This window comes from Pseudomonas sp. BJa3 (assembly GCF_026343815.1).
In the GTDB taxonomy this organism is placed as follows: Bacteria; Pseudomonadota; Gammaproteobacteria; order Pseudomonadales; family Pseudomonadaceae; genus Aquipseudomonas; species Aquipseudomonas soli.
Genome location: NZ_JAOXMC010000022.1, coordinates 62,064 through 74,645, shown reverse-complemented (window position 1 = coordinate 74,645; position 12,582 = coordinate 62,064). Strand labels below are relative to the sequence as shown.

The 12,582-nt window shown below is 58.6% G+C and carries 10 protein-coding genes and 1 other RNA gene; 5 read left to right on the top strand and 6 right to left on the bottom strand.

Going from position 1 to position 12,582, the window contains the following annotated elements; genetic code table 11:
- Nucleotides 1-78: 78 nt before the first annotated feature.
- From drmA to OH705_RS23175, 4 genes are read left to right on the top strand one after another with little or no spacing between them, the layout of a single operon-like run.
- A complete protein-coding gene (gene drmA / locus OH705_RS23190) occupies nt 79-4,053 on the top strand; it encodes a DISARM system helicase DrmA (protein ID WP_267303063.1) in 3,975 nt (1,324 codons plus the stop codon).
- Nucleotides 4,054-4,055: 2 nt separating this feature from the next.
- Nucleotides 4,056-5,912 (top strand): DUF1998 domain-containing protein, encoded by a 1,857-nt coding sequence (locus tag OH705_RS23185; protein WP_267303062.1) that lies wholly within the window; start codon nt 4,056-4,058, stop codon nt 5,910-5,912.
- A gap of 1 nt (nt 5,913) precedes the next feature.
- Nucleotides 5,914-6,681: a DISARM system phospholipase D-like protein DrmC gene (gene drmC, locus OH705_RS23180; RefSeq protein WP_267303061.1), complete on the top strand. Its 768-nt coding sequence runs from the start codon at nt 5,914-5,916 to the stop codon at nt 6,679-6,681.
- Nucleotides 6,682-6,697: 16 nt separating this feature from the next.
- Nucleotides 6,698-7,120 carry a very short patch repair endonuclease gene (locus tag OH705_RS23175; protein WP_267303060.1) on the top strand — a complete coding sequence of 141 codons (423 nt, stop codon included), beginning with the start codon at nt 6,698-6,700 and terminating at the stop codon, nt 7,118-7,120.
- On the opposite strand, the gene OH705_RS23170 is transcribed toward OH705_RS23175, so the two are convergent.
- Nucleotides 7,044-8,126, bottom strand: a complete 1,083-nt coding sequence (locus tag OH705_RS23170; RefSeq protein WP_267303059.1) for a DNA cytosine methyltransferase — start codon at nt 8,124-8,126, stop codon at nt 7,044-7,046. The two genes, OH705_RS23175 and OH705_RS23170, sit on opposite strands and share 77 nt — an antisense overlap.
- 665 nt (nt 8,127-8,791) lie before the next feature.
- Between OH705_RS23170 and OH705_RS23165 the strand changes: the two genes are divergently transcribed.
- Nucleotides 8,792-9,016, top strand: a complete 225-nt coding sequence (locus OH705_RS23165) for a hypothetical protein (protein ID WP_267303058.1) — start codon at nt 8,792-8,794, stop codon at nt 9,014-9,016.
- A gap of 73 nt (nt 9,017-9,089) precedes the next feature.
- On the opposite strand, the gene ssrA is transcribed toward OH705_RS23165, so the two are convergent.
- The 5 genes from ssrA to aroQ all read right to left on the bottom strand — a co-directional run bounded on the left by ssrA (nt 9,090) and on the right by aroQ (nt 12,461).
- Nucleotides 9,090-9,479: a transfer-messenger RNA gene (ssrA, locus tag OH705_RS23160) on the bottom strand.
- Nucleotides 9,480-9,584: 105 nt separating this feature from the next.
- The gene (locus OH705_RS23155; RefSeq protein WP_023631557.1) at nt 9,585-9,878 is read right to left on the bottom strand and encodes a hypothetical protein; all 294 of its coding nucleotides are present in this window, start codon (nt 9,876-9,878) and stop codon (nt 9,585-9,587) included.
- A 192-nt stretch (nt 9,879-10,070) separates the two neighbouring features.
- Entirely contained in the window at nt 10,071-11,426 is a 1,356-nt protein-coding gene (gene accC / locus OH705_RS23150; protein ID WP_023631558.1) for an acetyl-CoA carboxylase biotin carboxylase subunit, read from the bottom strand.
- A gap of 17 nt (nt 11,427-11,443) precedes the next feature.
- Complete coding sequence (accB, locus tag OH705_RS23145; RefSeq protein WP_023631559.1) at nt 11,444-11,908, bottom strand: acetyl-CoA carboxylase biotin carboxyl carrier protein; 465 nt, start codon at nt 11,906-11,908, stop codon at nt 11,444-11,446.
- Between the two features lie 100 nt (nt 11,909-12,008).
- Nucleotides 12,009-12,461: a type II 3-dehydroquinate dehydratase gene (gene aroQ / locus OH705_RS23140; RefSeq protein ID WP_011535870.1), complete on the bottom strand. Its 453-nt coding sequence runs from the start codon at nt 12,459-12,461 to the stop codon at nt 12,009-12,011.
- Nucleotides 12,462-12,582 lie beyond the last annotated feature (121 nt).

Sequence of the window (12,582 nt, the reverse complement as noted above, 5' to 3'; positions counted from 1 at the left end):
CGTCAATCAGTTCCTGAAAGAGTTCGAGATGCTCAAGGTTGAGAAAATTTTCCATCAGAACTGCGAGAGGTTCGCGATATGTCAGTAAACTCGAATCTCAATGCATGGATCGCTATCGATCATTGTCTTGCTGCTGATCCCATGCTGGCACCCTATACGTTGCGGCTGAAAGGGGAGCGTTCGCTTTACCAAGCCATTGCGAATGACGATTGGGTGTTGATCCTGAGCGCAGTTGGTCTTATCACGCGAGTCGCGCGGGTACTGCGGGTTCGTTCCGATCTAGAGATCACCACGATCTACTTCGATCGAATGCTGTTGGTCGATCCGGCGGTTTCTACTGGTCTGAGGTCACTCGCCTCACCGTCCTCCGGCAGCGTTGGCCGCATTCAATGGACGGATTTTCTGGAGTCGCTTCCCAGGGCATTGAACAAGACCATCGCTGACGTGCCGAGCATCGATGATCAGGCCTATATCCGCGAGCTGCTGCAACTGGCCGTGATGGACGATCTGCTTGGCCCAGCAGGTGGACCCCGTGAGCGCATTGTCGATATGGGGGTACGCGACCGCTACCTGGTTGGCAAACTGGCCCCGCGTGAGACCGCACAGGGCGGTATCGAGGGGTTGGATGGGCCGCTGGCCGATGACGATGTCGAAGAACCCACCGAGCCCAAGGTGCCCGGTCGGCATGAACCAGGTGCGGAGTTTGGAACGGCTACCGGGAGGGTAGAACCGGAAGCGGACTCGGCTGACGAGATCGATGTCGCCAGTAACCAGTCGCTGATTCCTAGCAGTCTGGGCATGACCTTCTGTGTGGATGGAGATGTCGGTCAGATCGAGATTGAGGCTCGTTGGGGGAGGTACGAGCGCGTACCGAACGATGAGCACGACCTTATAAAACCTAATCTACAGAAAGCCAAGGTGTGGCAACGCATCCCCTGTGGCGGCAAGATCGTGCTGCCACTGACCGAAGGCGTGATTCCACATCAGGCTCCTGATAGTAAGTTTCCCGAAGTGCGCGTTCAGGGCTCCATTCGGGCCAAGAGTCCCAAGGGCGATCGCTTGGTCACTTTGTTCCTGGTGAATGCACAGAAAGAGCTCAAGACCAATCGCGATACGGCGTGGATATTCCAGCCTGAGCTGATCGTTCGTTCGTCGCAGGATGCCGCCAAGCGGGCCATCTTTCGACGCAGACCAGTGTTGGACACAGACGGTGTGGATCCCGAGCGTGAAGCGCTGGAGATGATCTATCGCAATCGCGTTGAGTTCGCCATGGGCCATGGCGTTGCCGTCCATGCCGAAACTGCAGAGGACGTGGCGCTAGCCACCGAAGTCCGCACGACCGTCATGCCGCAGTACGAGGTGCAAGTAACGGAGACGCCGGGCCTTGACCCTTCCGATCGCCCGGCGATGCGTGAGATGGTCAGCAGCGGCCTGCTCGACATGCAGCGACTGGCGACCTTGGGCATCGACTCGCTGGTAGACGCCTTGAGCATGTTGACTAAGGACTACGCCTCGTGGGTCGATGAACAGCGTGCTCGCATCGGTACCGAAGTGACTGGCTATGACACTCAGTCGCAACAAGCGATGGATCGCTGCCAAGAGATCTGCGTGCGCCTACAACAAGGTATCGACACGCTGAAAGCCGATGAGAAGGCCCTGGCGGCCTTTCGGTTCGCCAACCGTTCGATGGCGACGCAACGCGTGCGCAGCCAATATGCACTGGCGATGCGGCGGGGTGAGAATGTCAGCATCGACAAGTTCGATCTGGTGAGGAACCGCAGCTGGCGTCCGTTCCAGTTGGCGTTTTTGCTCCTCTCGATTCCATCGCTGGCAGACCCGAGTCACCCGGATCGCGTCCAGCCCGTCGAGGCTTATGCCGATCTGTTGTGGTTCCCTACCGGCGGTGGTAAAACCGAGGCCTACTTGGGTGTAGCCGCCTTCACCATGGCCATCCGGCGCATGCAAGGCAATCTTGGCGGCTACGACAGCTCACGCGGTTTGGCCGTGATCATGCGCTACACCCTGCGTCTGTTGACGCTGCAGCAGTTTCAGCGTGCCACGGCAATGATTTGCGCGATGGAGGTGTTGCGGCGCGAGGCGCTGGACAAGGGCGACAAATCCCTCGGCACCGAACCTTTTACCATCGGCCTTTGGGTTGGCAACAAGGTCACTCCGGGCACGACAGAGGACAGCCACCGCGCTATTGAGGATGTACGCAACCCCGGCAGATACAACGCCGGGGCGGCATCGCCTGCGCAGCTCACCAGTTGCCCGTGGTGTGGCTCGGAGGTGGCCCCGGGACGAGACGTCGAAGTCGATAAAGGCTCTGGTCGAACCTTCGTCTACTGCGGCGATAAGAAAGGCCGCTGCGATTTTTCCAAAGGAAAGTCCAGCAAGCAGCCGCACCCGGGGATTCCGGTGCTGGTCGTGGACGAAGAGATCTATCATCGCCCACCCACCATGATGATCGCCACCGTGGACAAGTTCGCCATGATGGCGTGGCGTGGTCAGGTGCGGACGCTGTTTGGGCGCGTGGGCCAGGAATGCGAGCGCCACGGGCTGCTTTGGCGAGGCGCCAATTGCAATGGCAATCACCAAGCGGGCAAGGGCTTTTCTTTCTCGAAGGTAAAGGCCATTAACCCGATTCGCCCACCTGACCTGATCATTCAGGACGAATTTCACCTCATCAGTGGGCCTCTGGGCACCATGGTTGGTCTGTATGAAACTGCTGTCGATGAGCTGTGCGGCTGGACGCTCAATGGCAAGACGGTCAAGCCGAAGATCATCGCCTCTACGGCAACGGTACGCAAAGCTAAGGAGCAAGTGAACAACGTCTTCATGCGGCGTGTTTCGGTGTTTCCTCCGCATGGATTGGACGTGGAAGACAACTTCTTCTCGGTGCAACGTCCGATCGAAGAAAGACCGGGGCGGCGCTACCTCGGCGTGTGCTCTCCCGGTAGTTCGCGCCCCGCGATGCTGATCCGCGTCTACACCGCGTTTCTGACGGCGGCACAAGAGCTGTTCGATCACTTTGGCGAGCCTGCTGACCCGTACATGACTATGGTCGGCTATTTCAACTCCTTGCGTGAGTTGGGGGGGATGAAGCGGCTGGCAGAGGATGACGTCCAGACACGTTCCTACCGCGTACAGATGAGCATGGTGGAGCGGCCCGCGCTAGCCCAACGCAGCATCAGTAACATTCGCGAGCTGACGTCGCGGGTATCGAGTCAGGATATTCCCAAGTACCTCGACAACCTAGAGGTCAAGTTCAAGTCTGAGTTCGACACAGCTACCGGCAGGTATGTGACCCGCTGGCAGGAAGGTGACACGCGCGCCATCGATGTGGTACTGGCGACCAACATGCTGTCAGTGGGTGTTGACGTGAATCGACTTGGCCTGATGGCCGTCAATGGCCAGCCCAAAGGTACGGCTGAGTACATCCAAGCCACCAGTCGCGTCGGGCGTTCCTTCCCGGGCTTGGTCTGCACTGTGCTGACGTGGGCCAGACCGCGCGACCTTTCGCATTACGAAACCTTCGAGCATTACCACGCCACGTTCTATAAACACGTCGAGGCGCAATCGGTAACGCCGTTCTCACCGCGAGCGATGGATCGAGGTCTGACGGGCTCGCTGTTGAGCTTGATGCGTCTGGAGAACGACGATTTCAGCCCAAACGAAGGGGCTGGCCAATTGAGCATGTCCAATCAGGCCGAGATAGTCGATGCCATCAAGGTGTTGGCGGCTCGCGCGGGCAATGTCGCTGAAGACAACTCGCGTAAGCAGTTGGCTGAGACCGAGCTGAAAGAGCGCGCCGACGAATGGGCGAAAGAGGTCAGCAAGGGCGGACGGATATTAGCGTATGAGAAGCGTGGCCCCGAAAAAGACAAAACCGTTCCATTGATCAAGTCACCAGGACTTCAAGCCTGGGACAACTGGACCGTACCAATGTCAATGCGGGAGGTCGAGCCAGGCGTACGCCTGATTATGAACACGAGCCATATCACGGACGATCACGATTGGAAGTCTCGTCCCGCAACTAAGGATGAGGATTGAGCATGATCATCAACAACAAAACTCCAGTCGGCGAAGTACGTCCCAGCCAATTGCTGTGGACTTATGGGCCCGGTGCGCTGATCGACCTGCCCAGCCTTTCCGTAGTGACCCTGGGCATCGATAGCTGGGAAAAGGATCGCTGCCAGCCGATTCAAGAGGCACGGTTGCTCGCTGCCGTTCGAAGTCGTTTGGGAGAGCAGGTCGAGAATCTGCGGATGCCGCCATTCCAGAAAAGCGAACTTGTCGACGTCTGGTCGGCTGAGGCCAATATCGGTGTCCCCGTTCGGCCATTCCCGCGCTGGATGCGCTGCGTGAAGTGCGGCCTGCTGTCTCCTTACGATCATCAGCTTTTCACCATAAAGGAGCATCGATACCGTCCTGAGCGAACTCGCTTTATACATGCTGGCTGCCAAGGATCAAAAGGCACAGACAAGCCAAAGGATGCAGATGCCGTTCCTGCCCGTTTTTTGCTGGCATGCAAGAATGGTCACTTGGATGATTTCCCCTGGCACTATTTCGTTCACAGTGGCAAAAGCTCTTGCCAAGGCACTCTCCGCTTTTTTGAAAGTGGGGCATCCTTGCAGACGGAGAATTTGTGGGTGAAATGCTCCTGCGGTGTATCAAGAAGTCTGGCCCAGGCGTTTGGTAAGTCTGGCAAGGAGAACCTTCCGGCCTGCCGAGGTCGCCATCCTCATCTAGATCATTTCGATGCCGAATGCGGTGAAGAAGCACGTGCTGTACTTCTGGGAGCTACGAACAGTTGGTTCCCGATCACTCTTTCTGCGCTAGCGATCCCACAAACCAAGGATCCTCTCAGTCAGCTGATCCAGGATGGCTGGGAGTTTTTCGAAGAACTCGATTCCGAAGCAGAAGTGTCGGTGACGGTGAAGACACTGAAGAAGACCGGGTCGCTGCCAGGAATCGACAAGTACGCTGCAGCCGCAATCTGGGCGGCCATTGAGATGCATCGCTCCGGTGGTGGGAAGGAGGTCGTGGGTGAGTCCGATATCAAAGGACCTGAGTGGGACGTGCTGACCGAAGCTAACCCGCCCACGGATTACCCCCATTTCATGAGCAAGAAGGTTGGAACGCCACCGGGGTTTGGAGGCCATATCAGCCGAGTCCTACTCCTTGAGCGATTGCGTGAGGTAAACGCGCTGTTGGGATTCACTCGGGTCGAGGCCCCTGAAGAGTCTTGCGACTCCGATGGCCGGCCGCAAATGGCTAGCCTGGTACGTGGTAAGCCAGATTGGGTGCCAGCCAACCAGGTTCATGGTGAGGGAATCTTCATCCAGTTCGACGAGGCCGCGCTTGCTGACTGGGAGGCTTTGGAAGGTGTCAAAAAGGTCGACCAGATGCTACGGGGTGGTCATAAGGGCTGGCGAAACTCGCGTCATCTCGACCCGGATGAGGGCTATCCCGGAATTCGTTATGCGATGCTGCACACGCTCTCTCATTTACTAATTCGGGAGTTGGCGTTGGAGTGCGGATACAACGCCGCGAGCATTCGTGAACGCATCTATGCCGACACATCAGGAGATAGCTCGCAGGCTGGCATCCTCATCTATACCGCTGCAGCGGATTCGGACGGCACGCTGGGCGGCCTCGTCGATCTCGGTAAGCCAGACAATCTGGGGCGCTTGCTGGAGCAAGCATTGAATCGTTCGAAAATTTGCTCTTCCGATCCACTTTGTTCGGAGCATGATCCGGAAAAGGATCGCTCCCTCCATGGTGCTGCTTGCCATGCCTGCAGTTTGGTAGCGGAAACCTCTTGTGAGCGGGGCAACCGCTATCTGGATCGATCACTGCTCGTACCGACACTCGAACGCGCCGACGCTGCTTTCTTCAAGGGTTTTTGACGTGGATGAGCTTTTGGACGCCATTGCGGCCGTTGTCTGCCTGGTCTCTCCAGAAAAGGTTCAGGCTATAGCTAGCCGGATTCGCCGGACCGATACCAGCAAAGCTAGCAGTGCACTGTCGGGCGTGGTTGGCACGCCCACTGCCGCTGGGCTAGTGGATCAACTCATCAATGCCTGGCGAGCTAGCGCTGTTAGCGCCGAGGAGTTGGCATCTATGCTTCTCGCTTCAGGTCATGTCTTGACCAAGGCTGCGAATCAGCAATCCACCGAGCTCGTGTGGACAGGGCCGACGACCCCCATCGTCTCTGCTCGTCGAACGGAGCAGGCGCTGTTGCAAGTCATCAATGCCGCCGAGAGGACCCTTTTCATAACCAGTTTCGTGGCTTATGACGTCTCGACTATCGTAAAGACGCTGAATGCGGCTACTGATCGAGGAGTGGTCATCTCCATGCTGCTTGAGTTGTCCGAGGATCACGGCGGTAGCATCGCCTTTGATGCGATAGGCAAAATGAGAACGCTGGTCCCCGCCGCAAAAATCTATGCGTGGCGTGAAAAGGCCGGCCCATTCTCTGACGGGCGCGTCCACGCCAAGGTCGCCGTAGCCGACGGCAAAATGTGCTTTATCACCAGTGCGAACCTGACTGGGCACGCCATGGAGAAAAATATAGAGGCTGGCGTTTTGATCTCGGGCGACCCACTGCCGGGCCAGCTTCACCGGCATCTGGAGGCTTTGGCGATGACAGGGGTGATCGTTCCTGCCGACGCCTGAGCAGTGGAGGAGGGAAATGTCGCGTAGTGACATTATGCGTGCGGTCAAGCGTGCTCATACTGGGCCGGAGATCGTCGTGCGTCGAGCATTGCATGCTTTGGGGCTGAGGTTCCGTTTGCATCGTCGGGATCTCCCAGGTTCACCGGACATAGTCCTACCGAGATTCCGGACGGTGGTCTTCGTGCATGGGTGTTTCTGGCATCGACATCTTGGCTGTCGTTACGCGAGCGTGCCGAAGAGCCGGCAGGAATATTGGCTTCCCAAGTTCGAGGCCAATGTCGTGCGGGATGCAAAAAAAGAAGCCCAGCTGTGTGAGCTGGGCTGGCGTGTACTGGTGATCTGGGAATGTGAAACTCGCAAGCCTACAGAGCTTGAGGAGCGACTCGGGCGGGAATTTCTTGTGGGCGAGTTTGTTCGTACTCCTCGACGTGACGCATGAGGCTTTCACCTATCACTTCACCCAGACGAACTGGTACGGCGTTGCCGATCATCCGTCCGACTGCTTTGAAGGTAATTTGCTCCGGCGGCATGAACTCGTAGTCTCTTGGGAAGGACTGGAGAATTGCAGCCTCGCGCAGCGAGAGCGCTCGCGCTTGCTCGTAGTGACCGAAGCGGCCATTACCGAAGCCGTAGCACAGCGTGGTCATCGTGGGACCTGGTTCATCTCTTTTCAGCCGGCCGTAGACGCTAGGGTAGGTCTTGCCACTAGCTTTGCGGTGACACTCTGCAATTAGGTGTGGGGGCCAATCCCGCCAAGTGCCGCCCTCGCGTGAGCGCAGGATGCGTTCCAGATTGATCGGAGTCAGCGTGGCAGCGCGATGCATAGGGTCATTGGGATCGCACTCGCCTGCTGCGATTCGAGGCAGGTCATGGATCATGTCCATGACGGTGACGGGGGCATTGGGGTGGGTGGGCTCAATGAGCTTGATTGGGCCTAGTTTGGAGGCCAACAGGACGTGTCGACGACGGTGCTGAGGTAGGCCGTAGTCGACGCAGGCCACTCGGTTCGCCCACACTTTGTAGCCTTGAGACTCCAAGTTGGCTACGAAATCCTGGTAGACCTGATGCTTGGTCACATCAGGAACGTTCTCCATCGTAACCAGTTCAGGTTGCACTTCTCGAATCAGGCGTGCGAAGTGGTACAGCAGAGGCCATTTGCTGTCTGTACTGGTGTCTCGCCCTTGATTGTAGGTGGAGAAGGGTTGGCAGGGGGCACAGCCCGCGAGGAGCCGGTAGCGGCCTTCGACTCGTGGATACCATGCTTCAAGCTGTTCCTTGGTGAGAGTCTTGACGTCCTGCGCCACGAATGCTGTCTGGTTGTTTACTTCGTAAGCATGCCTGCACTGGGCCTCAATGTCGTAACCGGCGTAGACTTCGATGCCAGCATTACGCATGCCAGCGGTCAGGCCACCAGCGCCACAGAAAAGGTCAACAGCATCAATCATGGGGGGAAGGCCTCCTAGAGGAGGGTATTCTAGCTGGAACCTTTATAAAGATCGAGCACGATAATTTTTATCATATCGCGTTCTTGAAGGGTGGGCTTACGCCGTACTTCTTAGCGTCCGAACTTGGTCTGCAGTCAGTTAGGTATCCATTGATGCGATAGCAGTCGCTCGATCTCTCTGCCCCTTGCATCAGCGCTACCCAGCGCTTCCTTTCCTCCAAGCTTTTAGGAAATTTCCCATCCTCCTATCTGTTGCGAATCAATCCCGTCAAAGGCTACAGTCCTCAAGTCGCAGCAAAATCCGCGACCAGGTGTAGGAACCTGCTGGTAAACTTGGCGCACGCACTAGGCGCCCCATCACAACGGCTGGCGCCTTTTTTGCGCCCGCTGCGATGTTATGGCGGCTGTGTGTGGGCAGGCTTCGGCCTGGCCGGGTTCCAAGTTTCCCGGTATTCCTACCCCATGCACAGCTGCCACCCAATCCCGTAGGAAGGATCGTGGTAGCTCCAAATCGCAAACTTGGAGTCTCATGCATGCTTACTCGCATTCTGAGCAGGATCCTCGCATCCGCTCTCCGCCGGCCAACCCCTGCGGCCACCCCATCCCCAACGTTTTACCCGATCGACAGCCAATCCCTCGCCGAACGCGCCAAGCGGGAGGTGTCCCATGACTGATCGTGAGCGCCTGTCTACCCTCCAAAGCTACGTCTGGACTCTCGAACTGCTAGGCGAGGCGCTGGTCCAGCATGACGAGGTACTGGAGTGCGAGCACAACCCGCAACTGAGCTTCCGCAACACAGCGGGCGTTCATCAGGCGATCCGAATCATCAGCCGGCTGGCCAGCGAGCAGTTCGCCAAGCTGGAGGCGATGAAGGAGGAGGGGGAAAGGTGATGGCGTGCTGCCGCTGAGGCCCTGAATCCCAGGCACAAAAAAAGACGCCCTAGGGCGTCTTCTTCTTCGGATTTGGTGGAGCCGGGGGGATTTGAACCCCCGTCCGCCAGTACTCCGCTGTCGGTACTACATGCTTAGCCATGTCTACTGATTTAATCCGCAGCCGCCCGACGGGCAGGGTGCTTTGGATGAGTTGGGTAAGTTTTAGTCGCTTCGCCCCCAACGTGCTGCACGACGATCCTGTTCTGTATGACAATCATTTCGGGTTTACAGGCATCCCCTGATGATTGCTGGACCCGAAGGTACCAGGAGTGCATGTCAGCTGCAATTAAGCAGCGAGAGCAGCACCGTAGTGGTCGTCATTGGCAACTATAGAAAGTTGCAACAGTGGATTTACGAGTTCTGTTACCAACTCGGCATGCACCTAGAGTTTCGCTACCGGCGTCGAATCCTAATCGGCCCCACACTCAGCTCTAGCTGAACGTGCCTTTCAGCACGCAAGGGAGAGTATACGCGCTTACGCGGGCGACGTCGACAGAAGGTTCGGCCGCCCGCGTGCGCGCAGGGCCTAGGTGCCGCTGCCACCGGCCGAGCCGCTGCCTTTCTCGGTCTTTTCCAGGCGTTCGAGCACCTTGCTGGTGATGGCGATGCATTCCTTGGTATCGCCTTTCGCCTGGGCGGCCTTGGCCTGGTCCACGTGCTCGGTGATGGCCTTGTCCAGGCCTTCGGAGGTGGCGCCGGCGGTGGCCATGCTGTCGTCGATCTTCTGCAGGTTCATGGCGCACAAGTCGTCGGCGGCGAATACAGGCGAGGCCAGCAGGGTCGCGGCCGCGAACAGGGCGGATAGCGCAGTACCTTTCATGGGAGTCTCCTCGTGAGGCCTCGGGAAAGTGGGCCTGATCGATGGACTGCATGGGGTTGGGCGGGGTTCAATCGGGTTTGTCGCCCATGCATCGCGAGGCAAGCCCGCTCCACGCCTTGTGCTCCCGGGGGAGGCACGCGCAAATAAAAAGCCCCGGCACGGGGCCGGGGCTCTGTCATCACGCTAACGCGATCACTCCTGGTTGGCCAGTTTGTGCTCGAGGTAGTGGATGTTGACGCCGCCTTTGCAGAAACCTTCATCACGCACCAGGTCGCGGTGCAGCGGGATGTTGGTCTTGATGCCGTCGACGACGATCTCGTCCAGGGCATTGCGCATGCGCGCCATGGCTTCGTCGCGGTCCTTGCCGTAGGTGATCAGCTTGCCGATCAACGAATCGTAGTTCGGCGGAACCGAGTAGCCGCTGTACAGGTGCGAATCGACGCGCACGCCGTTGCCGCCCGGGGCGTGGAAGTGCTTCACCTTGCCTGGGCTCGGGATGAACTTCTTCGGGTCTTCGGCGTTGATCCGGCACTCCAGCGAGTGGCCGCGGATCACTACGTCTTCCTGGCGGAACGACAGCTTGTTGCCAGCGGCGATGCTGAGCATCTCCTTGACGATGTCGATACCGGTGACCATTTCCGAAACCGGGTGCTCCACCTGAACACGGGTGTTCATCTCGATGAAGTAGAAACGGCCGTTCTCGTACAGGAACTCGAAGGTACCGGCACCGCGGTAGCCGATCTCGATGCACGCGTCGACGCAACGCTTGAAGACTTCCTGGCGGGCCTTCTCGTCGATGCCCGGGGCCGGCGCTTCTTCCAGTACTTTCTGGTGACGGCGCTGCAGCGAGCAGTCACGGTCGCCCAGGTGCACGGCGTTGCCCTGGCCGTCGGACAGGACCTGCACTTCCACGTGGCGTGGGTTGGTCAGGAACTTCTCCAGGTAGACCATCGGGTTGCCGAACGCGGCACCGGCTTCGGTGCGGGTCAGCTTGGCCGATTCGATCAGGTCTTCTTCCTTGTGCACCACGCGCATGCCGCGACCACCACCGCCACCGGCGGCCTTGATGATCACCGGGTAACCCACCTCGCGGGCGATCGCCAGCGCGGTTTCCGGGTCTTCCGGCAGCGGGCCGTCGGAGCCTGGCACGGTCGGCACGCCCGACTTGATCATCGCTTCCTTGGCCGACACCTTGTCGCCCATCAGGCGGATGGTGTCGGCTTTCGGGCCGATGAAGATGTAACCGGAGTTTTCCACCTGCTCGGCGAAATCGGCGTTTTCCGCGAGGAAGCCGTAGCCTGGGTGGATGGCGGTGGCGCCTGTCACTTCGGCGGCGGCGATGATCGCCGGGATGTGCAGGTAGGATTCCTTGGACGATGCAGGGCCGATGCAGACCGATTCGTCTGCCAGGCCCAGGTGCATCAGTTCACGGTCGGCCGTGGAGTGCACGGCGACGGTCTTGATGCCCAGCTCTTTGCAGGCACGCAGGATCCGCAGGGCAATTTCCCCGCGGTTGGCGATCAGAACTTTTTCGAGCTTCCCAGACATCGTTGGCTCTCCGCGAATCAAACGATGGTGAACAGCGGCTGGTCGAACTCAACCGGCTGGCCGTCTTCTACCAGGATGGCGTCGATCACACCGCCGATATCGGATTCGATGTGGTTCATCATCTTCATGGCTTCGACGATGCACAGGGTGTCGCCCTTCTTCACGGCCTGGCCGACTTCTGCGTAGTTCGGCGAAGTTGGCGAAGGCTTGCGGTAGAAGGTGCCGACCATCGGCGAACGGATCACGGTGCCTTTCAGGGCAGGTGCGGCGGCAGCGGCTTCAGCGGCCGGGGCGGCAGCGGCGGCAACCGGGGCTGCGGCAGGCGCGGCGGCCATTGGCGCGGGTGCGTAGAACTGCTGGGCGGCCGGGGTCTTGCTGTGACGGCTGATGCGAACGGACTCTTCGCCTTCCTTGATCTCCAGTTCGTCGATGCCGGACTCTTCCAGCAGTTCGATCAGCTTTTTGACTTTACGGATATCCATTAATCAGCAACTCCCAAGGTTCGGTCGGGGACGTATTTTAAAACGTGTCGAAAACGTTTCTTCATGAGCCTCGGCCCTAAAGGGCCAAGGCCTTGTGTCATCAGGGCTGTGCGTTGGCAGCCAGGTGTTCCAGCGCGGACTCCAGGGCCAACCGGTAACCGGTGGCTCCGAGGCCGCAGATCACCCCTACGGCAACATCCGAAAAGTAGGAGTGGTGACGGAACGGCTCGCGTTTGTGCACGTTGGAAAGGTGCACTTCGATGAATGGGATGCTCACCGCGAGCAATGCGTCACGTAATGCGACGCTGGTGTGGGTGAAAGCGGCCGGATTGATCAGGATGAAATCCACGCCCTCGTTGCGCGCGGCGTGGATACGGTCGATCAATTCGTACTCGGCATTGCTCTGCAGGTATTGCAGATGGTGGCCGGCGGCGCGGGCGCGCTGCTCCAGGTCCTGATTGATCTGAGCCAGGGTGGCGGCGCCATAATGCCCCGGTTCGCGGGTCCCGAGCAGGTTCAGGTTGGGGCCGTGCAGCACCAGTAGGGTTGCCATCTGCGGTTCCTTGGTTTTGTAGGGCAATTCGACATAGCGCGGCGACTATGCCGCAACAGGCGCTGAGTGTCCAGTTCCCGGCAATAGCCAGCACGATGTCCGAGATTCACGCAAAGTATGT